The 21,620-nt window shown below is 54.4% G+C and carries 18 protein-coding genes; 11 read left to right on the forward strand and 7 right to left on the reverse strand.

The window, feature by feature from the left end; all coding sequences use genetic code 11:
• Positions 1-11: 11 nt before the first annotated feature.
• Complete coding sequence (locus tag QMZ30_RS15100) at positions 12-1,517, reverse strand: CoA-acylating methylmalonate-semialdehyde dehydrogenase (protein WP_283227995.1); 1,506 nt, start codon at positions 1,515-1,517, stop codon at positions 12-14.
• A gap of 413 nt (positions 1,518-1,930) precedes the next feature.
• Here QMZ30_RS15100 and QMZ30_RS15105 point away from each other — a divergent pair, with 413 nt between their 5' ends.
• Positions 1,931-2,746 (forward strand): TIM barrel protein, encoded by an 816-nt coding sequence (locus QMZ30_RS15105; protein ID WP_283227996.1) that lies wholly within the window; start codon positions 1,931-1,933, stop codon positions 2,744-2,746.
• Positions 2,747-2,959: 213 nt separating this feature from the next.
• Here QMZ30_RS15105 and QMZ30_RS15110 read toward each other — a convergent pair whose 3' ends face one another.
• Positions 2,960-4,183 (reverse strand): MFS transporter, encoded by a 1,224-nt coding sequence (locus tag QMZ30_RS15110; RefSeq protein ID WP_039328412.1) that lies wholly within the window; start codon positions 4,181-4,183, stop codon positions 2,960-2,962.
• Positions 4,184-4,469: 286 nt separating this feature from the next.
• On the opposite strand from QMZ30_RS15110, the gene QMZ30_RS15115 reads away from it, so the two are divergent.
• From QMZ30_RS15115 to QMZ30_RS15130, 4 genes are all read left to right on the forward strand, one after another.
• On the forward strand, positions 4,470-5,180 hold the full coding sequence (locus QMZ30_RS15115; protein ID WP_283227997.1) for an ABC transporter ATP-binding protein: 711 nt from the start codon (positions 4,470-4,472) through the stop codon (positions 5,178-5,180).
• Positions 5,158-6,144 carry an ABC transporter substrate-binding protein gene (locus QMZ30_RS15120; RefSeq protein ID WP_283227998.1) on the forward strand — a complete coding sequence of 329 codons (987 nt, stop codon included), beginning with the start codon at positions 5,158-5,160 and terminating at the stop codon, positions 6,142-6,144. Before QMZ30_RS15115 ends, QMZ30_RS15120 begins: the two co-directional genes overlap by 23 nt.
• Before the next feature lie 3 nt (positions 6,145-6,147).
• The gene (locus QMZ30_RS15125; RefSeq protein WP_283227999.1) at positions 6,148-7,797 is read left to right on the forward strand and encodes an ABC transporter permease; all 1,650 of its coding nucleotides are present in this window, start codon (positions 6,148-6,150) and stop codon (positions 7,795-7,797) included.
• 172 nt (positions 7,798-7,969) lie between these two features.
• Positions 7,970-9,016 carry an AI-2E family transporter gene (locus tag QMZ30_RS15130; RefSeq protein WP_283228000.1) on the forward strand — a complete coding sequence of 349 codons (1,047 nt, stop codon included), beginning with the start codon at positions 7,970-7,972 and terminating at the stop codon, positions 9,014-9,016.
• A 174-nt stretch (positions 9,017-9,190) separates the two neighbouring features.
• On the opposite strand, the gene QMZ30_RS15135 is transcribed toward QMZ30_RS15130, so the two are convergent.
• Together QMZ30_RS15135 and QMZ30_RS15140 are read right to left on the reverse strand one after the other, a co-directional pair.
• Complete coding sequence (locus QMZ30_RS15135) at positions 9,191-10,144, reverse strand: ABC transporter substrate-binding protein (RefSeq protein WP_283228001.1); 954 nt, start codon at positions 10,142-10,144, stop codon at positions 9,191-9,193.
• Between the two features lie 10 nt (positions 10,145-10,154).
• Positions 10,155-10,919, reverse strand: coding sequence for a class II aldolase/adducin family protein (locus QMZ30_RS15140; RefSeq protein ID WP_039328405.1), 765 nt, complete (start codon positions 10,917-10,919; stop codon positions 10,155-10,157).
• A gap of 239 nt (positions 10,920-11,158) precedes the next feature.
• Between QMZ30_RS15140 and QMZ30_RS15145 the strand changes: the two genes are divergently transcribed.
• Complete coding sequence (locus QMZ30_RS15145) at positions 11,159-12,763, forward strand: EAL domain-containing protein (RefSeq protein WP_283228002.1); 1,605 nt, start codon at positions 11,159-11,161, stop codon at positions 12,761-12,763.
• Positions 12,738-13,697, forward strand: a complete 960-nt coding sequence (locus QMZ30_RS15150) for a D-2-hydroxyacid dehydrogenase family protein (RefSeq protein WP_283228003.1) — start codon at positions 12,738-12,740, stop codon at positions 13,695-13,697. Before QMZ30_RS15145 ends, QMZ30_RS15150 begins: the two co-directional genes overlap by 26 nt.
• Here the strand turns inward: QMZ30_RS15150 and QMZ30_RS15155 are convergent.
• Positions 13,689-14,156, reverse strand: a complete 468-nt coding sequence (locus QMZ30_RS15155) for a hypothetical protein (protein WP_283228004.1) — start codon at positions 14,154-14,156, stop codon at positions 13,689-13,691. The two genes, QMZ30_RS15150 and QMZ30_RS15155, sit on opposite strands and share 9 nt — an antisense overlap.
• A 574-nt stretch (positions 14,157-14,730) precedes the next feature.
• Between QMZ30_RS15155 and proP the strand changes: the two genes are divergently transcribed.
• The 3 genes from proP (at position 14,731) to QMZ30_RS15170 (ending at position 18,452) form a co-directional block, all read left to right on the forward strand.
• A complete protein-coding gene (gene proP / locus QMZ30_RS15160) occupies positions 14,731-16,236 on the forward strand; it encodes a glycine betaine/L-proline transporter ProP (protein WP_039328400.1) in 1,506 nt (501 codons plus the stop codon).
• Positions 16,237-16,385: 149 nt separating this feature from the next.
• Positions 16,386-17,363: a porphobilinogen synthase gene (hemB, locus tag QMZ30_RS15165; protein WP_283228005.1), complete on the forward strand. Its 978-nt coding sequence runs from the start codon at positions 16,386-16,388 to the stop codon at positions 17,361-17,363.
• Positions 17,364-17,477: 114 nt separating this feature from the next.
• A complete protein-coding gene (locus QMZ30_RS15170; RefSeq protein ID WP_283228006.1) occupies positions 17,478-18,452 on the forward strand; it encodes a GGDEF domain-containing protein in 975 nt (324 codons plus the stop codon).
• Positions 18,453-18,528: 76 nt separating this feature from the next.
• Here the strand turns inward: QMZ30_RS15170 and QMZ30_RS15175 are convergent, their stop codons facing one another.
• A complete protein-coding gene (locus tag QMZ30_RS15175) occupies positions 18,529-19,548 on the reverse strand; it encodes an alpha/beta fold hydrolase (RefSeq protein WP_283228007.1) in 1,020 nt (339 codons plus the stop codon).
• Between the two features lie 320 nt (positions 19,549-19,868).
• Here QMZ30_RS15175 and QMZ30_RS15180 point away from each other — a divergent pair, with 320 nt between their 5' ends.
• Complete coding sequence (locus QMZ30_RS15180; protein WP_283228008.1) at positions 19,869-20,360, forward strand: helix-turn-helix domain-containing protein; 492 nt, start codon at positions 19,869-19,871, stop codon at positions 20,358-20,360.
• A 209-nt stretch (positions 20,361-20,569) separates the two neighbouring features.
• Here the strand turns inward: QMZ30_RS15180 and QMZ30_RS15185 are convergent, their stop codons facing one another.
• Positions 20,570-21,571: a GlxA family transcriptional regulator gene (locus QMZ30_RS15185; protein WP_283228009.1), complete on the reverse strand. Its 1,002-nt coding sequence runs from the start codon at positions 21,569-21,571 to the stop codon at positions 20,570-20,572.
• Between the last annotated feature and the right edge of the window lie 49 nt (positions 21,572-21,620).

Below are 21,620 nucleotides of genomic sequence, written 5' to 3' on the forward strand. Positions count from 1 at the left end.
TTTGCGCGAGATTAGCCCAGCGTTGGCATGCTGAACTCAGAAACCGTTTGCTGACCGCTCGGCCAACGCACAGTCGCCGTTTTCATGCGGGTGTAGAAGCGCACGCCATCTGGGCCATGCACATTCAGGGCACCAAACACCGAACGTTTCCAGCCGCCGAAGCTGTGGAAGGCCATTGGTACCGGCACCGGTACGTTGACACCCACCATGCCCGCTTCCACGTTCTGGACGAATTCACGTGCAGTATGGCCATTGCTGGTGAAGATCGCGCTGCCGTTACCAAATTCATGGCTGTTCACCAGCTTCAGTGCGCTGTCGAAATCCGTCGCGCGCATGATGCTCAGCACCGGTCCGAAGATCTCTTCGCGCCAGATCACCATGTCAGGCGTCACGTTATCAAACAGGGTACCGCCAACGTAGTAACCTTCTTCATGGCCAGCCACTTTGATACCACGGCCATCTACCACCAGTTTCGCGCCTTCAGCTTCACCTTTGTCGATGTAGCCCAACACTTTCTTCTGGTGCGCCGCAGAAACCACCGGCCCCATTTCGTTCTCTTCAGCCCCTTTCTGGATGCCAGGACCCACGCGCAACGCTTTGATCAGTGGCGTTAAACGCGCGATCAGTTTGTCTGCGGTGTCGTTGCCTACGGCAACCACTACAGGCAACGCCATGCAGCGCTCACCGGCTGAGCCAAACGCGCCGCCCATAATGGCATTCACGGTGGCATCCAGATCGGCATCTGGCATCACGATAGCGTGGTTTTTCGCCGCACCAAACGCCTGAACACGTTTACCGTGGGCGCTGGCGGTTTTGTAGATGTGCTCAGCCACACCGGAAGAACCGACGAAGCTCACCGCTGCAATGCGCGGGTCTTTGTACAGCTGTTCGGCATCTTCGTTCGAAGAGTGCACTACGTTGAACACGCCATCTGGCAAGCCCGCTTCTTTCAGCAGTTCCGCCATACGTACAGAGGCTGATGGGTCCAGCGCCGGTGGCTTCAGGATAAAGGTGTTACCGCAGGCCAGTGCGATAGGGAACATCCACAATGGCACCATTGCCGGGAAGTTGAATGGGGTGATACCGGCGACCACGCCCACTGGCTGCATCAGCGAGTAACTGTCAACGCCCGTTCCCACGCTTGGGGAGTTCTCACCTTTGATCAGGTGCGGAATACCGCAGGCAAACTCGATGACTTCGATACCGCGCGTCAGCTCGCCCAGCGCATCTGACCACACTTTTCCGTGCTCAGAGACAATCAGCGCAGCCAGCTCATCACGATGCTTTTCCATTAGCGCTTTGAAGTTGAACATCACGCGGGCACGACGCAGCGGCGCAGTCTTCGACCATTCAGGGAACGCAGCGTGAGCGATTTCAATCGCTTTTTCGACTTCAGCAGAGGTGCTCTGGGTGAGTTCACGCGCTACTTTGCCGGTGGCCGGATCGTATACCGGAATAGTTTCATTGCTGGCGCTGTGGGTAATCTTGCCGCCGATAAAGTTTCCTACGATAGTCATGTCGTTGCCTCTTTGATGTGAAGTTCCCTGCAGGCAGTCGATTAACACCGCAACGCCACCTGATCAGGCAATACGAAAAGCGTGCTATGAAGCTATTACAATGAAATAAATTTTTCAAATACTTCTTTTTGGAAAATTTCCTTTTAGCGGCATGGATCGCATTTTTTCTCTCTACGCTGCCATACGGGCGCAAACCCTGCTCCACAGGCGCTAAACCCGCCCACTCCTCCGCAAATGCTAACCCTCTGTGACAACACTGATTCCCCTGAAATCACGCCAGCCTGATACTACGCGAAACGAAATATGAAATTTTTGCGAGGGAGATCCAATATCTGATATTTCATAATTCACTAACAATGAAATAAATGTTCTCTTTGCAGCATCTTACCCGCATACTCTTACAGGAGCCGAATATGGCCATCGATCCAACCCGTTTCTGTATCAACCGTAAAATTGCGCCGGCCCTCTCGATTGAAGCCTTCTTCCAGTTGGTACAACGCCTGGGATTGAGCAAAGTCGAGCTGCGCAATGACATGACTGGCGGCAAAGTCACCGACGACCTGAGCGCATCCCAACTGCGGGCGTTGGCGGACAAGTACCATATTGAGATCGAGACCATTAACGCGCTTTATCCGTTCAACCGTCCTGATGAAGCGTTACTGGCGAAAGCCACGGCTCTGTTGCAAGAGGCGAAAGCCATTGGCGCTAAAGCGCTGGTGATGTGTCCGTTGAATGAAGGCATCGCGATTTCGCCGGAACAGACACAGGAAGCGATGCAAAAGCTGGCGCCGCTGTTTGCTGAATACGGCATTCAGGGATATGTGGAACCCTTGGGTTTCCCGGTGAGTTCGCTGCGTTCTGCGGTACTGACGCAGAAGCTGATCGCCCAAGCAGAGGTGCCGTTCAAACTGCTGCTGGATACGTTCCATCATCATTTGTATGAGAACGCTGAACAGGAATTTCCGCAGGAAATTGATGTAAACCGTATTGGTCTGGTGCATCTCTCAGGCGTGGAGGATACCCGCCCAACAGCAGAGTTGACCGATGAAGAACGCATTATGCTCAGCGACCGCGATGTGCTGAACAGCGTGGCGCAGGTGAAACGCCTGGAGATGCTCGGCTACAAAGGCATCTATGCATTTGAGCCGTTCTCGTCTGAGCTGGAAAAATGGGGCGCGAAAGAGATAGAACGCGAAATTCGCCGCAGCATTGAGTTGCTGCAAGCCTGAAACGAACCCTTATCTGTGTCTGATGACACGTTTTGTTAGTGTTGGCCTCGGTCGGAGGCCTTTTTTTCATCCTCGTCATAGTTAAAGCCATAGCGGCGTTGGCTGCGTTTGCGCACCCCAGTCACTTACTGATGTAAGCTCCCGGGGACTTGCAAACTTGCCGCCTTGCTCTGACTTGAACTATTTAGAGGATGCCTGAGTCGTCACGCAGCATTACGCATTCTCTTTAATCTCCACCCTCGTCTCTTCTGGCATGCGCTTCATCATACGCAGTGTGCAAAACAGCGCTAAACAAACCAGCAACGCGGTCAGCAGATACACCAGAGACACGCCGGCATAACTCATGATGAAACCGGCGATTGGTCCGGTGATGCCCAGCGACAAATCCATAAACGCGGTGTAGGTCGCCAGTGCGCTGCCTTGGTTTTGCTGCGGCACCACTTTCACCGCCACCACGCCAATCGCCGGGAACACCAGCGAGAAACCCGCACCTGTAAGGAAGGCACCCATCTTCGCCATCCACGGATCGAAGGACCCGGCCACCAAAAACAGCCCCACCGCTTCCACCGCAAAGCAGATACTGGCCACGCGCAGGCCACCGAGCTTGTTAATTGAATTGGGGAACAGCAGTCGCGTGCCGACAAAGGCCGCGCTGAACAACGTCAGTGCAAAGGCAGCACCATCCCAGCCTTTATCCTGATAGAACAGGGTGATAAAGGTGGCGATCACGCCAAACCCCGCCGAACCCATCGCCAGAATCAGGCCAAAACCGTAGATTTTCCCCAGCACATCGCGAAACGGCAGCGGTTTGGCTTTACTGCCTTTGACCGGCGCACGCGGCAGGGCCAGCGCAATTGCCAGTACACAGATGGCAATAATGATGCCAGACAGCAGCAGCAAACCGCCGCTGCGGAAGATCACTACGCCGAGTGGTGCACCAATCGCCATCGCGCCGTAAGTGACGATGCCGTTCCACGAAATCACCCGGCCAATATGCAGCGACCCCACACGCGCCACGCCCCACAATGAGGTGCCGGTGCCGGAGAAGCTCTGCCCGACGCCGAGGATCACACGCCCCAGACAAAGCAAAATCAAACTGAGCACGCCCTGACCTTCAGTGAGCGCTGAGAGCAAAATACAGATGCCGCTGATCAAACAGCCCACCAATCCCAGTACCACCACTTTTTTTGGCCCCCACATATCCGCATATCGACCGGCATGAGGACGGCTTAGCAGCGTGGCAATGTATTGCAGGCTGATAACCAGCCCCGCCCAGAAGGCACTGTAGCCCAATCCATCATGGACATAGCCGGGCAGCACAGCCAATGGCAAGCCGATAGTCAGATAACTGGCAAAGTTGAATTTGACGATGGAGAGGATCAGGAGATTAAGGCGAAGTCGGCCGTGTTCAGGGGCGGCGGCAGGCTGGTCAGGCATGAGTAATTGCGCTCGTGGGTGACGGAATTTTTGTATAGGAGACTAACTATACGCCTTTTCACGCGCGGTGCATCCGCAGAACGCCCTAATTTTTGGTCATCATTTCGTCATAACGCCCTCGTAAACTCGCCCGCAACGAAATCCCAAAGAGGATATACCCGTCATTCTTCACGTTGTCGCCTTGCTACAACGCGAAAAATTTAGGGTATTAAGGAAATGTTATGACGCCCCTGATGTGCTGTCAGGCGCGCGCGCTTCAGTGCCACTCCTTTACCGGAGGTGGTCTGTGAAGCATGCCGTGCCTATCGAACTGAAAAACCTCAGATGGTCGGTGAACAACCTGACTATTCTGCACGATCTCTCCCTGACCATTCCCGCAGGCGAAATTTTGGCGCTGCTCGGCCCGAGCGGCTGCGGCAAAAGCACGCTATTGAAACTGCTGGCGGGCTTGCTGCAACCCACCGCAGGCGAGCTGTGGATTGGCGATCGCTGTGTTGCTTCTGCGCGTCACTGTGATGCCCCGGAAATGCGTAACCTCGGTATGGTGTTCCAGGATTACGCCCTGTGGCCGCACATGACCGTGGTGCAAAACGTGGCGTTTCCGCTGCGCATGCGCGGAATGAAAAAAGCCGCCGCCCAGCAACAGGCCGATGCCGCGCTCGCGCAGGTCGGTCTCGCCGATTTCGGCGATCGTAAACCGGCGTTGCTCTCGGGCGGACAGCAGCAGCGTGTCGCCCTGGCCCGCGCCCTGGTGGCCAAACCCGCGATTTTACTGTTCGACGAACCGCTCTCCAACCTTGACCGCGACCTGCGCGAAACCCTGGTGCACACCATGGCGGATCTGCTGCGCGCGTCGGGCATTACCGCGGTGTATGTCACGCATGATCGCGAGGAGGCCAACACGCTCGCCGACCGCATTATTCACCTGGCTCAGGGCCAGATTGTTTCCGTTACTCACCTCTCAGGGGACCGCAATGCCATCTCTCAAGTCAGTTAAAAACGCCATCAGCCACAAAGGAGCCATCAGCGCGATGATTTTGACTTCCGCCATGATGATGAATGACGCCCACGCACTGACGGTGTACACCGCAGGTCCGGGTTCGCTGTCGAAAAGTCTTGCCGCCGGATTTGAAAAACAAACCGGTATTAAAGTGAATATCTTCCAGGCCACCACCGGTAAGGTGATGGCACGTCTCGAAGCGGAACAGGCGAATCCACAAGCCGATGTGTTGATCTCCGCGTCATGGGATACCGCCGAAGATCTGCAAAATCGTGGCTGGTTGTTGCCATATCAGAGCAGCAACGCGGCGAAAGTGCCGGATCAGTTCAAAACCGCCAACTACGTGGCACAGGGTATTTCCGCCCTTGGTATTGTGTGGAACACCAAAAGCGGCACACCTGAGCCGAAAACCTGGCAAGACCTGACCGCGCCTGCTTTTAAAGACAAAGTCACTACGCCGGATCCCGCGCTGTCTGGTGCGTCACTTGACCTGCTGATTGGCCTGCAAAACAGCGAAGGTGAAAAAGCCTGGCAGCTGTTTGACCAGTTGAAAGCCAACGGCATGGTGATGAGTGGTCCGAATGCGCAGGCGGTCACGCCAGTGTTGCAAGGCGCTAAAGCGGCGGTGTTTGGGGCCGTGGATTACGTTACCTATAACAACATCGCGCAGGGCGAGAGCGTGAAGGTGATCTTCCCTGAGAATGGCACCGTGGTCGCACCGCGTCCGATGATGATTCTGAAAAGCAGCCAACACGCCGAGGATGCGAAAAAATTCGTTGATTATGTGCTGTCGGATGAAGGTCAGGAGCAGGTTGCCAAAGCCTGGCTGATGCCCGCGCGTACAGATATCAAAGCGCAGCGTCCGCTGTTCACCGAGATCAAACTGCTGCCCGCTAATAACGACGGTAGCAGTGAACGTGCGGCAGTGCTGAAGCGCTTTGGCACGCTCTTTGGACAGTAAGTCATGTCGCGTGCCCTGAATGGATTGATTCTACTGGCGCTGGTGCTGCTGGTGGCGCTGCCGCTGCTGTTTATTGTGCTGCAAGCGCTGTTTCCGCAGCTGGGTGAGGGAAACTGGAGCGGCGCCTTTAGCGCGTTACCGGCGCTGTTTAAGGATCCACAGCTGGTGCCGATGTGGCTGGGCACGTTGAAAATCGGTGCTGGCGTCGCGCTGTGCAGTTTGCTGCTGGGCTTACCGCTCGGCGCGCTGCGCGGCCTGTTTCGCCTGCCGGGTGCGGCGCTTTGGGACCTGCTGTTTCTGATCCCCTTCCTCACCCCGCCCTACATTGTGGCGCTGTCATGGACGCTGGCGCTGCAACGCAACGGGTATATTGAACAACTCACCGGCGTTAACTTTGACAGCCTGCTGTTCAGCAGCACCGGCATGACGCTGGTGATGACGCTGAATATCTTCCCGGTGGTCTATTTTGCCGTGTCGCGTTCGTTGATGGCGAGCGGGCAACGCCTTGCCTGGGTTGCTCGCGTGCATGGGGCTTCGGCGTGGCGCGCTTTCGTTCGGATTACGCTACCGCTGACCTTGCCCGCTTTGGCCGGTGGCGTGCTGTTAGCGTTTACGCTGGCGATTGAAGAGTACGGCGTGCCCGCCGCGCTGGGTACCCAGGCGCATCTCACGCTGATGACCGTCGGTATCGAGACCAAACTGGCGGACTGGCCGATTGATTTACCGGGTGCTGCTTCACTCTCATTAATGTTGAGTTTGGTGGCGCTGACGGCCTGGTTCCTGCAGCGGAAACTGACTGGCAGCAGTGATGTGACTGCGGTCAATGGCAAACCGGTGGTGCAGGAACTCGCCCATGGCGGTCGCTGGTTACCGCTGATGTTATTGCCCTTCGTACTGACGCTGGTATTGGCGGTGATCCTGCCGCTGGGGGCGATGACACTGAGCGGGTTACTGAATACCCTCTCCGGCGGCTTGCATCTGGATAACCTGACGCTGCGCCACTTCGGTGCGCTGTTTAGTCAGCAAGGCGATGCACTGGGGGCTTTCTCCACCAGCATTGGGCTAGCGCTCGGGGCGGCACTGCTGACCGGTCTGCTCGGGTTCCTGATTGCCTGGCGCGTCTCAGAAGGCAAAACGCGCCTGCTGGCAATGATGGATGGGCTGGCGCTGCTGCCGGCGGCAATGCCGGGCGTGGTGGTCGGCGTTGGGTTGATTTTGCTGTGGAATCGCGGCTTCTGGCCAGTATCGCCTTACAACACAATGTTTATCCTGCTGCTTTCCTACAGCTGTTTGTTATTGCCTTGGCCGGTGCGCTATGTCAGTAGCGCGTTGCGTCAACTGGCTCCGACGCTGGAACCGGCGGCGCGTGTGCATGGCGCTTCACGTTTGCAGGCACTGCGTTTGATTGTGCTACCGCTGGTGGCTCCCAGCCTGCTGGCGGCGATGATGATGGTGTTCGCGGTAGCTTCACGTGAGCTGGTGACCTCGTTACTACTGGCCCCCGCTGGCACGCAGACCGTGGCGATTTTTATCTGGCGGCAGTTTGAACAAGGTTCAGTAGGCCAAGGCATGGCGATGGCAACCGTCACGCTGCTCGCCAGCCTGACCTTGATGCTGGGCGCTACCGCCCTAATGCAGCGTCAGGGGAAATAGCATCCTTGGTCGCCATAAATGGCGCCCCTACATTTACCTCCCCCCGTAGGGTGCGCATTTATGCTCACCTGGTTGAGGACCGCAATGCAGCGTTTCGCTTATTCCTAATTAAACAACCACTTACTCTCATTCGACTACACTCTCCTGAGCCATAAATGACTCAGGAGAGTGCATGAACAACCTGCCACAGGAAAAAATTGGCCAGAACATGCTGGTCAAGATGGCGATGCTGGTGATCATTCTGGCGGGCATTCGCGCCGCATCAGAGATTCTGGTTCCCTTTCTACTCGCCAGTTTTCTGGCGATTGTGCTTAACCCGCTGGTGACCCTGCTGATGCGGCGCGGCGTGCGGCGCAGCCTGGCGATCACCCTGGTGATTAGCGTGATTTTCATCTTCATATTGCTGCTGATAGGCGTGATGGCCAGCTCAGCCAGTGACTTCAGCGATACCTATCCGCAAATTCGTAGCTTGCTGGAGCAGAAACTCGCCGTGGTTCAGCATGTTGCCGCACGCTTTCATATCAATATCTCTACCGAAGCGCTGGCTGCACGGCTCGATCCCAATGTGATGATGGATATGGCCACCACGCTGTTGAAGCAGTTTTCCGGTGCCATGACCAATGTGCTTCTGCTGATCCTTACCGTGGTATTTATGCTGTTTGAGGTACGCCACCTGCCTTATAAGATGCGTAATGCCATGATTAACCCGCAAATCCGCATTGCCGGGCTGCATAAGGCCTTCAAAGGCGTCACACATTATCTGGCTCTGAAAACCCTGGTCAGTTTGATTACCGGTGCTGCCGTGTGGCTGGTGCTGGCGTTGATTGGCGTGAAGTTTGCGCTGTTCTGGGGCGTCGTCGCCTTTATCCTTAACTTCATTCCCAACATCGGACCGATTATCGCGGGCATCCCGCCGTTTGTTCAGGCACTGGTGCTCAATGGTGTTTACGATGCGCTATTTGTTGCAGCGTTATTTGGCGCAATTCACATGGTGTTTGGCAATATGCTGGAGCCGAAGCTAATGGGGCGCGGATTGGGGCTTTCGACGTTGGTGGTATTTCTGTCACTGATTTTCTGGGGCTGGCTACTCGGGCCGATAGGGATGTTGCTGTCGGTTCCACTGACCAGCGTCACGAAGATTTTAATGGAGACCACGCCGGGCGGCAGCCGTTTAGCCATTATGTTGGGCAATGGACGGCCGGGATCGCGACCGCGTTAATCGAATGAAATCGCGCAATACCGCTCAGCTAAGCCAAAAATATTTATGCTGGTGCGCATAAATGCGCACCCTACGATCAACCCTATCTATTCTTGTAGGGTCGCCATTCATGGCGACCTTCAGGCGCTTTACTGACAAGCATTACGCACTAACATGCGTATTTCTCGCGCATGTTCAAGGCTGAGAAACAAACACGCTGTTATCCGTAATTGCCTGCACATTGACTTTATTGGGCAGAATCTTTAACTCACTAAACAAATCCGACACCTTCTGCACTTTCGCTACATCCTCCGGCGTCACCGGGCGGATACCGTGCGAAATACGCGGCGTTATTTTCTGCGCATCCTCCGGAGAGAGGCGCGTCAGCTGTGCGTACACCGCATTGTACTGCTGCGGATGTTCCAGCGCCCACGCACGCGCCTTAGCTAAACGCTGGGTGAAATCAGCAATCGCCGCGCGCTTAGCGGGATCGTCTAGCGAACTTTGGGTGGCGGTGACAAATGATAGTGCGGTGGTTAAGCCTTTACCGTCACGCAGTAAACGCGCACCGTGCTGTTCTGCAATCCCCAGATAAGGGTCAAAGGTGGCCCAGGCGGCGATTTGCCCGGAGTTAAATGCGGCGCTGGCGTCGGTCGGCAACACAAAACGCACCGGCACCGCATCGCGTTTTATCTGCGCCTCTTCCAGCGCTTCATACAGCAGATGCTGCGAAATGCTGCCACGCGCCGATGACACTACCACTTCCTTTCCAGCCAGATCTTTCACGCTATGGATCGGTGAATCCGCAGGGACGATCAACCCATTCGAACCGGCATCTCCCACGTTAGTGGCAATAATCTTCAGCGGCACGCCGCCAGAGGCCGCCATCAGCACCGGCAAATCTCCGGCGTAGGAAGTATCCACCGCACCGGCACGCTGCGCTTCAAACAGCGGTGCCGCGCCCTGGAAGTTGGCCCAACGATAGTGATAAGGGGCATCTTTCATCACATCGGCGGCTTCGATCAGCGAGCGTAAATTGCGCGCCTGATCGCCCAGCACCAGGGTGACGTTGGTTAAATCAGGCGCCGCCTGGCTGGCAAATGACGCGCACAGCAGAAGCGCAGAAACTGTCGGTTTCAGCCATTTCATCAAGAGACTCTCAAAGTGCGTTGCGGTTGAGCTGACGGATGTAAGCATCCCAGTGCAGCTGATACTTGTGGTTGCGAATGCTGTTATCAAACGCCTGTGCGGCTTTTTCCGCCACCTCATCCGGCAGGATGATCAGATCCGCCCCGCCGGACTGCGCCGCCAGCTGAGCCTGGCAAGCCCGCTCAAGGTAGTACAGATTGTAAAACGCCTCTTCAATGCTGCCCCCGCTGGTAAGCAGCCCATGATTACGCAGGATCAGGGCGTTGAGATCGCCGAGATCGGCCACAATGCGCTGCTGCTCATCAAGATCCAGCGCGATACCCTCATAATCGTGGTAGCCAAGACGGTTATGGAAACGCGTGCTGTGCTGGGAAATCATCAACAAACCGTTGCGCTGTGCCGAGACGCCAATGCCCGCCGCCGTGTGGGTATGCAGCACGGCATGCGCATCCGGGCGCGCCCGATGAATCGCGCTATGAATCACAAACCCAGCGCGATTGATCCCCAGTCCAGTGGGATCATCAATGATGTTGCCGTCGATATCGATTTTCACCAGCGTCTCTGCCGAGATCTCATCAAAGGTTTGCCCAAAAGCGTTGATGAGAAAATGGGGCTGATCACCCGGCACGCGCAGGGAAAAATGGGTGTAGATATGGTCAGTCCAGCGCAGTTTAGCCGCAAGATGATAGGCCTGAGCCAGTTTCACTCGCGCTTGCCATTCGCCTTCGCTGATCCGCTGCCGCAGGGTGATGACATCCAGGGTTTCCGTGCTCATTTTCACTCCTCATTTCAGGTCAATATGCTTTCCTGACATCGTGGCACAGCGCTTTTCCCGCAGGGAAATGCCAATAACGGCAAAACATTGTCAATTAACGCAAAGCGACACGGTAAATTGACCTGTATCAGTTCAGAGGAAAATCAAATCGCTACCATGCACGGCCCCGTGAAGTGATATGCTGCTGACGCCGCAGCGTATTCAATATCCTGTTGCTTAAACCGACCGAGGAAAGTCTGGTGCCTCCGCAAAAACGAACGCGTGATTTTCGCTGGCTGTTAATTGTCTGTGCCGGGTTATTACCCCTGGTACTGGGCATCCTTTGCACAGCCATCGAAGCGCGCCATACGGTGAGCCAGCAACAGATTTCCACCGCTAACGCCTTGTTAGCGCAAGCCGAAAAGATGAGTGATAACGCCTGGGATATGATTACCCAGCTGCGTCAGTACCATTACCAGCCTTGTGAAAAAATTGAGAACCAGCTGCAACGTGTCGGCACGCTGAACGCCTATTTTCGTTCGGTGGGTTTGCTGCGGGGTGAAGATATCAGTTGTTCCTCGGCCTTTGGATTGACCAATGGCACCCTGACGCAGATGATGCTGCAACCTCCCCCCATCACCGGTAAAGCCTGGTGGAGTGTGTCAATCAAAGGGACTTTTGGCGTACCCGACCGTCCGGCTGTGGTGTTTGTGCGTCAACTGCCCGATACCACTGGCTTTTGGGCAGTGATTGACGGCCAGTATTTAATGGACTTTATGCAGGCGATTGGCGAATCACGCGGTTATCAGATGAGCCTGCAGTTCAGCAACGGCGCGGTGATTGCCAGCGGACCAAGTGAGGTTACCCCTCAACTCTATTTCAAGAGTGAAGCTTATCGGGCGGAATCAAACCGCTATCCCATCAGCGTCACCGTCTCCATTCCGGGGTCGGAACTGCTCAAAGCCTGGCGCCAGGCACTGTTTATTTTCCTGCCAATGGCCGCCATTTTCTCGATTTTGCTGATGGTCCTGACGTCCAACTGGTTGCGCCGCCGTATTTCATGGGCCGATGAGATCCGCCGCGCCATACGGGGTCGTCAATTTTCCGTGCATTATCAGCCGGTTTACAGCACGGCACTGCAACGCACCAGCGGCGCAGAGGCACTGCTGCGCTGGCAACTGCCGAATGGAGAGATGATTCGGCCAGACATCTTTATCAGCCATGCGGAATCTGAAGGCATGATCGTGCCGCTCACCCAGCATCTGCTGGATCTGATGGCGGAAGATATTCAAAGCTGGGAAGTGGAACCCGGCTTCCATATTGGGCTGAATGTGGCAGCAGAACATTTGCAGCACGCCGATTTTGTGCAGGATATTCAGCGCTTCGCGCGCCGCATTAAAGATAAGCAGATGGTGGTAACCTTAGAACTCACCGAACGCAGCCTGATTGACGACGGTGAACTGGTGGCTCGCAAGCTGCGCCATTTGCAATCCCACGGTATGAAAGTCGCCATCGATGACTTCGGTACCGGTCACTGTTCGCTCTCCTATCTACTGACTTTCCCACTGGACTATCTGAAAATCGATCGTGGATTTATCAACGCCATTGAAGGGCTGGATGTGGAAACGCCGGTGTTAGATGCCATCATCAACCTGTGCCACAAGCTGGAACTGGATGTGTTAGGTGAAGGCGTTGAGACCTCGTTACAATTTGCCTACCTGCAACAACGTGGCGTGGTATTTATTCAGGGCTATTATTATGCCCGTCCGATGGATAATGACCGGCTTCGTGCCTGGCTCAATGAGCAGGGTTCTCAGCCGCTTCTCGTTGAGGAACACCATGAGTCTGAATTGCATCATTCTTGATGATTATCAAAGCGTTGCGCTGTCGCTTGCTGACTGGGCAACGCTTGAACCCACCGTTCGCACGACCGCACTCACTCAACACTATGACAATCAGGACGAGCTGGTCAGTCACATCGAACAGGCCGATATCCTGGTGGTGATGCGTGAACGTACCCCACTCACCGCCGAACTGATTGGTCGGTTGCCGAATCTCAAACTGGTGGTCACCTCCGGCATGCGCAATGCCTCTATTGATCTGCACGCCTGCGCCGAGCGCTATATCGCGGTGTGCGGAACGGCCAGCAGCAGCGCCGCGCCGATGGAACTGAGCTGGGGATTGCTGATCGGCCTGGCTCGTCACATTTATGCCGAGCAGCAAGCATTGCGCAGTAACGGACCATGGCAGCACACTTTAGGACTCGGTTTGCAGGGCAAAACGTTGGGCCTGCTGGGACTGGGCAAAATTGGTGGCGAAATGGCAAAAGTGGCGCAGGCGTTTGGCATGCGCGTCTGCGCGTGGAGCCAGAACCTCACTGAGGCACGTGCGGCGGAATGTGGTGTAGAGCGCATGGCCTCGCTGGATGCACTGCTCGCGGCAAGTGATGCTGTTTCAGTGCATCTGGTGTTGAGTGAACGCACCCATCATCTGATCGACAGCCACGCTTTCGCGCAGATGAAGCCGGGAGCCTTATTGATTAACACCTCGCGCGCCGCCATTGTCGAGCAATCGGCGATGATTGCCGCATTGCAATCCGGTCAGTTAGCCGGTGCTGGCCTGGATGTGTTTGAACAAGAGCCGCTGCCTGCTGACCATCCGCTGCGTCTGCTGCCCAACGTGCTGGCCACACCGCATCTGGGCTATGTTGCTGACAGCAACTATCGCACCTACTTCACGCAGGCCGTTGAAGATATTCAGGGATGGGTCACCGGCGCACCGCTGCGTTCGTTACTCTGATCGGCGGCGCTTTTCAGCGATACGTAACGCCACTTCCAGGCTGTCATCCGCCATATTAGTGGGCTGCCGCTGGGCATTAAGCCGTTGGTTAATCCGTTCGAGGGTTGGCGTTAATTGCCCAACCAGCTGTTGATACTCTTCAAGCTGCGTAATGGGTTGGTTACGCGCAATACTGGTTTGTGTCAGACGTTGTAATTGACGAAAACTTTCTGCGGCCTGGCGTGTGAGCAACCCTGCTTGCCGCCAGTCTTTTAAGCGTTTAAGCAATTCATCAGGCTGTTGCGCCAGTAAAGCTAACTGCGCATCGGCACGCTCCCCGCAGTCAATCCAACCCACTGGAGCCAAAGGAACAGACGCAACACGCCGTGCATCAGGCGCGTAATTGATAAGATTCCTTTCTACACTGTCGATTTGCGACAGCCAGGGATTCTCAAACAATCGGGCGTTTTTTCTCGACATGAACACTCCACCTGAGCCAGGCGGCAGAGTATTACCGAATGAGGACACGCTGGCAAGCAAAGCTTACCGCCTCGCTTATTGATAAGATTTTCTTATTTATTTGCGCGACAATTTCGCTGCTATCACCCTATCAAGGCATCTCAGCACAATTGATTGTTCGACCACCGGTCCACAGCTGATAACACCAACAATCCGGCCAGCTTTCGCCATGCAATCTTGAAAAAATATAATTTTTGTTTTGCCACGCGCTCGTCAACGCAGACCATCAGAAAACCTACGCAACATGCGGCCTTCCGCACGATCATCATGATTATATTTGCTACGCTTTCCATTCGTTAAAACCCTATCTTTAGCCAAAAAATAGACAACTAACGGCTGAAACATGACAAATATCACACAAAAACGGTATACTCTGTCGCGTAATGTAATAATTACCCCCCTAATTATTGCTATGGCTGGCCAGGGAAAAATGCTATTTCGCGGCTATGCTTTAATTTTCTCAACGCCGCGGACTATCGCTAAATGCTAGTCCGCAGCGTTGAGGATTTTGTGAATTTCAATACAGGGTAACCTCATGAAACTACGTAGGAAGCGTGTAAAACCGATTGGGCTGGATGATGTCACGATTATCGATGACGCCCGTTTACGTAAAGCCATTACCGCCGCGTCTCTGGGTAACGCGATGGAGTGGTTTGATTTTGGTGTATATGGCTTTGTGGCTTATGCGTTGGGTAAGGTGTTCTTCCCTGATGCTTCGCCAAGTGTGCAGATGATTGCTGCACTGGGTACATTCTCCGTTCCCTTCCTGATTCGTCCGCTTGGTGGCCTGTTCTTCGGCATGCTCGGTGATAAGTACGGACGCCAAAAAATCCTTTCTATCACTATTGTCATTATGTCGATCAGTACCTTCTGTATCGGCTTAATCCCCTCTTACGCCACCATTGGTATTTGGGCTCCTATTTTGCTGCTGCTGGCGAAAATGGCGCAGGGCTTCTCGGTGGGCGGTGAATATACCGGTGCTTCGATCTTTGTGGCGGAATACTCACCAGACCGCAAACGTGGCTTTATGGGCAGCTGGCTCGACTTCGGTTCGATCGCCGGCTTCGTGCTGGGTGCGGGTGTGGTGGTGCTGATCTCCACCGTGATTGGTGAAGCGAAGTTCCTCGAGTGGGGCTGGCGTTTGCCGTTCTTCCTTGCTCTGCCATTAGGTATTATTGGTCTTTATCTGCGTCATGCGCTGGAAGAGACCCCAGCGTTCCAACAGCACGTTGATAAGCTGGAGCAAGGCGACCGTGAGGGTCTGCGCGACGGTCCGAAAGTTTCGTTTAAAGAGATCGCCACCAAACACTGGAAAAGTCTGCTGGCTTGTATCGGTCTGGTGATTGCCACCAACGTGACCTACTACATGCTGCTGACCTACATGCCGAGCTACCTGTCGCATAACCTGCACTACTCGGAAGATCACGGTGTACTGATCATCATCGCGATTATGATGGGGATGCTGTTTGTGCAGCCGGTGATGGGCATGCTGAGTGACCGCTTCGGTCGCCGTCCGTTCATCATCATTGGTAGTATCGCGTTGTTTGCCTTCTCGATTCCGGCCTTTATGTTGATCAACAGCGGCGTGCTCGGCCTGATTTTTGCCGGCCTGTTGCTGCTGGCGGTGATCCTGAATGCCTTTACCGGCGTGATGGCTTCTTCTCTGCCTGCGATGTTCCCGACACATATCCGCTACAGTGCGTTGGCCAGCGCCTTTAATATCTCGGTACTGATTGCCGGTTTGACGCCGACCTTTGCCGCGTGGCTGGTCGAGACAAGCAATAATCTTTACATGCCGGCTTACTACCTGATGGTGGTGGCGGTGATTGGTTTGATCACCGGCGTCTACATGAAAGAGACCGCCAACAAGCCTCTGCGCGGTGCCACACCTGCGGCTTCAGATATTGAAGAAGCGCGTGAGATCCTGCAGGAACATCACGACAATATTGAGCAGAAAATTGAAGATATTGATGAAGAGATCGCCAAGCTAGAGGCGAAACGCAAAAACCTGGTGCAGCAGCATCCGGACATCAACGAGTAATCTTCTCACATCTTTTGTAGAGGGCGCGCCAAGGCGCGCCCCTTCAATCCTGCCTCCGTTCTTCCCCACGCAGCACACAATCCTTCATCCCCGCTGGCTAAAAGGGGTAAACTGTCGTCACTTTTTTCACCAGCATAAGTTGTTTAAGCATGTCTGAATTCAATCTGATCCAGCGCCCAAGAAGACTGCGTAAAAGCGCGTCGATGCGTGAAATGTTCCAGGAATCCCACCTCCGTCTAAGCGATCTGGCCCTGCCGATCTTCGTGGAAGAAGGCGTGGATGATTACGTACCGATCAATGCGATGCCGGGCGTGATGCGTATTCCAGAAAAACGTCTGGCGTATGAAATTGAACGCATTGCCAAAGCGGGTATCCGTTCAGTGATGACGTTTGGTATTTCCCATCACACCGACGCCACCGGCAGCGATGCGTGGAATGAAAACGGCCTGGTGGCGCGTATGTCACGCATCTGCAAAGACACCGTGCCAGAAATGATCGTGATGTCTGACACCTGCTTCTGCGAATACACCAGCCACGGCCATTGCGGCGTGCTGTGCGATCACGGCGTTGATAACGACCAGACGCTGATCAACCTCGGCAAACAGGCCGTTGTCGCTGCACAAGCCGGTGCCGATTTCATTGCGCCTTCTGCGGCAATGGATGGTCAGGTCAAAGCCATCCGTCAGGCGCTGGACGCCGCCGGTTTCACTGATACCGCCATCATGTCTTACTCCACCAAATTCGCTTCCTCGTTCTACGGCCCGTTCCGTGAGGCAGCCGGAACGGCGTTGAAAGGCGATCGTAAAACTTATCAGATGAATCCGATGAACCGCCGTGAGGCGATTCGCGAGTCACTGATCGATGAAGCCGAAGGGGCCGATTCACTGATGGTAAAACCGGCAGGTGCCTACCTGGATATTCTGCGCGATATCCGCGAGCGCACTACTCTGCCGCTGGCTGCGTACCAGGTGAGCGGTGAATACGCGATGATCAAATTCGCAGCCCAAGCCGGTGCTATCGACGAACGTAATGTGGTTCTGGAAAGCCTTGGCGCGATTAAACGGGCCGGTGCAGACCTGATTTTCAGCTATTTCGCCCTTGATCTTGCCGAGCAAAAAGTGCTCTGATAATCGTTACGCTTAGCAACGGACATCGCAGCTGTTGCTAAGCGCTTTATGCCCTCGTGGCAGTAAAACACCAGTGATGTTGTACCCGAATAATTCAAAAGAAAGAGTCACGCGATGAAAGCACCTGCACTGCCTGCGGACGAGTCACATCGTCTGACCCAGTTACGTGCGCTCAACATTCTGCACACGCCTGCAGAAGAGCGTTTTGACCGATTAACCCGCCTTGCCCGTCGTTTGTTTGGCGTGCCGGTGGCGCTTGTCAGCCTGCTGGAAGAGGACCATCAATGGTTCAAATCCATTGCCGGGTCCAGCGGCACCACCGCCCCTCGAAATACCTCGTTCTGCGGCCACGCCATCTTGCAGGACGATATCATGGTAGTGGAGAACGCCCTCGAAGATGAGCGCTTCCACGATAATCCCTTAGTGAATACCGCCGATAACCCGGTCCGTTTCTACGCGGGTTGTCCGCTGCGCACGCCCGCGGGTGCGAAGGTCGGCACACTGTGCATCGTTGACCACCATGCACGCGAATTTAATGCTGACGATGTGCATACGCTGCGTGATCTCGCGGCGATGGCCGAAGCGGAACTGGTGGCATTCCAGACCGCCACCTCGGATGAGCTGACGCAAATCACCAACCGCCGTGGGTTTATGACACTCGGCCAGTTGGCGCTGAATGAGTGCCAGGTGAAGCAGCTGCCAGCCAGCTTGACCTTCCTCGATCTCGATCGCTTTAAAGCCATCAACGATACGCTGGGCCACCGTGAAGGCGATCGCGCCCTGATGGACTTTGCCGATGCGATGAAGGTCAGCTTCCGCCATGCCGATATCTTTGCCCGCTTAGGCGGAGACGAGTTTGTGGTGCTGTTCAACGGCTTGCAACAGGACGATGCGGAGGGCGTACTGGCGCGTTTTGATCGCTTCCTGCAACAGCAAACCAGCGATCTGGAACGTCGCTATGCGCTGCACTTCTCGTCCGGCATCGTGGAATTTGACCCGGAGCAGCCGCAATCGCTGGAACAGTTGCTGGAAAGCAGCGATGCGCGCATGTACGCCGCCAAGAACGGCAAAAAGCAGCAGGCGCGATAACATCCCGGGCGTGCCAAGGCACGCCCCTACGTTCGGCCTGTAAGATGCGGCCTACACAGGCCGCCCGCGCCTTCAATTACCGCGCTAAATCGCTTATTAACGTCTGATTAAATTTCTGCGGCTCTTCCATTTGTGGCGCGTGTCCCAAACCCGGGAACTCGATTAAACGCGCGCCAGGAATCATCTGCGCCACTTGCTTACCCAACACGTTGTAGTGTCCCAACTGCGCCTTAATGGCAGGTGGTGCGATGTCGCTGCCAATCGCCGTGGTATCCGCCGTGCCGATCATTAAGGTGGTCGGTACTTTCAGGTCTTTAAATTCGTAATAGACCGGTTGGGTAAAAATCATGTCGTAAATCAGCGCCGAGTTCCACGCCACCTTCTTGTGACCAGGCCCGCTGTTTAACCCTGCCAGCATATCTACCCATTTGTCATACTCCGGCTTCCACTGACCACTGTAATAGGTATTCTGCTCGTACTTTTTAATGCCCGCCGCATTCAGCTTAAGCTCACGTTGATACCACTGATCCACCGAGCGCCACGGCGCACCTTTCGCTTTCCAGTCCTCCAGCCCAATCGGATTGACCAGCACCAGCTTCTGCGTCTGCTGCGGGTACATCAGCGCATAGCGCGTGGCCAGCATGCCGCCGGTTGAGTGTCCGACGATAATCGCTTTCTCGATACCCAACTGCTGCAACAGCTGATGCGTATTCAGCGCCAGTTGCTGGAAGCTGTATTGATAGTTAGCGGGTTTGGTTGAGGTGCAGAAGCCAATCTGATCCGGTGCGATGACGCGATAGCCCTTTTGGCTCAGTGCATTAATGGTGTCGTCCCACGTTGCGCCGCAGAAATTTTTGCCATGCAGCAATACCACCGTTTGCCCATTGGCCTGCTGCGTGGGTTTTACATCCATATAACCCATGCTGAGCGACTGCTGTTGAGAGGAAAAATTAAAATGCTGCAGCGGATGCGGGTAGGAAAAACCTTCCAGCTGCTCGCCATACACTGTGGCGGCAAACGCCGGGGCCGCTTGCAGTAACGATATAGACATCAACGTTGCAGCAAGTGACTGTTTTACTGAGAAATGAAAAGCCATGCATGCCTCTCCTGGACAGTGAAAAAACCATCAGTTTGGCACGTTATTCGCCATCGCGTATTGATGAGGTGTGCCTGCCTCGGTTGAGGCTTTCACTGTTAAGCCCGGCAAAGCGATGAAAAATTTGAGTTAATAATAACGGCAGTAATTAGCGTAAATAACCAACATCGATACAACAAGAAATTGTTTATTTTCACGAAAACCAAGACCAGTCTTGATGACAAATAATAAAACAGTCAATTCCTGATAAAACTTTACGTTAATCGGATGATTGGAAAGATTAATTATTTTACACTGTGCCGAGTTAATGGAGGATCACAATGATGCAGAAGAAATACAACGAAGGGGTTATTGACTCGGTGACCAAATGGATTATGGAAAACCTTGATCAGCGTCTAAGTATTGATGATATCGCCCTGAAGTCTGGTTATTCAAAATGGTATTTGCAGAAGTTATTTGCCCGTTATCATCATGAAACGCTGGCGCATTACATCCGTAAAAAGAAACTGGTTTGTTGTGTTAGCGAGCTGAAATACAGCAACGCACCCATCATCAGCCTGGCGGTTAAATACCATTTTGAAAGTCAGCAATCATTCACGCGCTCGTTTAAGCAGATGATGGGATGCACCCCGCTCGCCTGCCGCAAGCGTCAGCTCAGCGCTGACGTCCAGCAGTCTTTCCAGGACAGTACCGATCCCTGTGCCATTTGCCGAAAGCAAGAATTTGATAGCACTGAAACGGTGAAAGAAATGCGCGTACCGGTAACCCGAAATGGGAAATTTCCCGCACGCATAGATTGTGTAATGCGTTAATAACTTGAGGGATTATTTCCCTTATCCATCTCTACAACTTTTTAATTTATCAAATAAGCATGCGTGACATTAAGACGGGTGATACGTCACCCGCTCGCTCATTGCAATGTGAATCATTTACATCAAAAAATATTCCGGTCTTAATTGAAGTTCGTTGCTTTGTCATTTAAACACTTCAATAAATTGAATGCTGATTAACGACACAGGGCTCACATTCGTCCGCGAAACGTTTTTCGGTAAAGCAGCGGCGAGGTATTCAGATGTTTTTTAAAATGTCTTCGTAACATTAATGGTGAAGAGAATCCGGCTTTTTCCGCAATCAATTCCACTGGTTGATCGGTTTTTTCTAAAAATCGCTGCGCCAGTGCCAGCCGTTGATTCACCAGCCATTCGCTGAAGCAGCCACCCGTGGTTTGGGTAAAACGCCGGGTGAAACTGCGGCGGCTCATCAACGCCTTGTCCGCCAGTTGCTCCAGGGTAAGTGCCTGCTGCAAGTTTTCTGTTGCCCAGCTCAACGCTGACATAAAGCGGTCGTTGCCCGATGAGTGATATACCGGCTGCTCGATGTATTGCGCCTGGCCGCCCTGCCGATGCGGCGGCACCACCAGCATGCGCGCTACGCTGTTCGCCACATCCACCCCGCACTGCTCTCGTACCAGATGCAGGCAGCAATCGATACTCGCCGCCGTTCCCGCCGAGGTCACAATCTGCCCCTGGTCGATGTAGAGCACATCACGATCAATCTCAACATCCGGATAAAGCCGCTCGAAATCGGCCATCCAGCGCCAGTGGGTGGTGGCACGCTGTTGATGCAGCAGCCCGGCAGCGCCCAGTACAAAAGCGCCGAGACATAACCCCACCATCTGCGCACCACGCTGCGCAGCCTGCTGTAGCGCCTGCAATAACGCTGGCGGTGGAGCGACTGCCGGATCACTCCAGCTTGGCACCACCACCACATCGGCCTCAGCCAACTGAGCCAGATCATGCTCAGCGATAATTGAAAACCCGCTGTTGGTTTTAAGCGGCCCTGCATGGGTCGCGCAGATCATCAACTGGTAGCACGCGCTGCCATCCTCGCGTTCCGCCCTCTCAAATACCGCGCAGGGTACGGAAAGATGGAACGGGATGATGTCGTCGAACACCACAACACCCACTTTAATCGGCGCATCTGCGCGAGCCACTTTTGGCGCAAAGTGAACGCTATTTGTCATGCCATGTACTCCTTCACTCTGGATGGAATCGCCATACTGCTGGGCATCG

The organism is Pantoea sp. EA-12 (genome assembly GCF_030053355.1).
GTDB classification, from domain to species: domain Bacteria; phylum Pseudomonadota; class Gammaproteobacteria; order Enterobacterales; family Enterobacteriaceae; genus Pantoea; species Pantoea vagans_C.

What these genes read in the sequence shown, in the direction of transcription:
- QMZ30_RS15100 (WP_283227995.1), bottom strand. Translation starts at nt 1,517, where the DNA reads ATGACTATCGTAGGAAACTTTATCGGCGGCAAGATTACCCACAGCGCC.
- QMZ30_RS15105 (WP_283227996.1), top strand. Translation starts at nt 1,931, where the DNA reads ATGGCCATCGATCCAACCCGTTTCTGTATCAACCGTAAAATTGCGCCG.
- QMZ30_RS15110 (WP_039328412.1), bottom strand. Translation starts at nt 4,183, where the DNA reads ATGCCTGACCAGCCTGCCGCCGCCCCTGAACACGGCCGACTTCGCCTT.
- QMZ30_RS15120 (WP_283227998.1), top strand. Translation starts at nt 5,158, where the DNA reads ATGCCATCTCTCAAGTCAGTTAAAAACGCCATCAGCCACAAAGGAGCC.
- QMZ30_RS15125 (WP_283227999.1), top strand. Translation starts at nt 6,148, where the DNA reads ATGTCGCGTGCCCTGAATGGATTGATTCTACTGGCGCTGGTGCTGCTG.
- QMZ30_RS15130 (WP_283228000.1), top strand. Translation starts at nt 7,970, where the DNA reads ATGAACAACCTGCCACAGGAAAAAATTGGCCAGAACATGCTGGTCAAG.
- QMZ30_RS15135 (WP_283228001.1), bottom strand. Translation starts at nt 10,144, where the DNA reads ATGAAATGGCTGAAACCGACAGTTTCTGCGCTTCTGCTGTGCGCGTCA.
- QMZ30_RS15140 (WP_039328405.1), bottom strand. Translation starts at nt 10,919, where the DNA reads ATGAGCACGGAAACCCTGGATGTCATCACCCTGCGGCAGCGGATCAGC.
- QMZ30_RS15150 (WP_283228003.1), top strand. Translation starts at nt 12,738, where the DNA reads ATGAGTCTGAATTGCATCATTCTTGATGATTATCAAAGCGTTGCGCTG.
- QMZ30_RS15155 (WP_283228004.1), bottom strand. Translation starts at nt 14,156, where the DNA reads ATGTCGAGAAAAAACGCCCGATTGTTTGAGAATCCCTGGCTGTCGCAA.
- proP (WP_039328400.1), top strand. Translation starts at nt 14,731, where the DNA reads ATGAAACTACGTAGGAAGCGTGTAAAACCGATTGGGCTGGATGATGTC.
- hemB (WP_283228005.1), top strand. Translation starts at nt 16,386, where the DNA reads ATGTCTGAATTCAATCTGATCCAGCGCCCAAGAAGACTGCGTAAAAGC.
- QMZ30_RS15170 (WP_283228006.1), top strand. Translation starts at nt 17,478, where the DNA reads ATGAAAGCACCTGCACTGCCTGCGGACGAGTCACATCGTCTGACCCAG.
- QMZ30_RS15175 (WP_283228007.1), bottom strand. Translation starts at nt 19,548, where the DNA reads ATGGCTTTTCATTTCTCAGTAAAACAGTCACTTGCTGCAACGTTGATG.
- QMZ30_RS15180 (WP_283228008.1), top strand. Translation starts at nt 19,869, where the DNA reads ATGATGCAGAAGAAATACAACGAAGGGGTTATTGACTCGGTGACCAAA.
- QMZ30_RS15185 (WP_283228009.1), bottom strand. Translation starts at nt 21,571, where the DNA reads ATGACAAATAGCGTTCACTTTGCGCCAAAAGTGGCTCGCGCAGATGCG.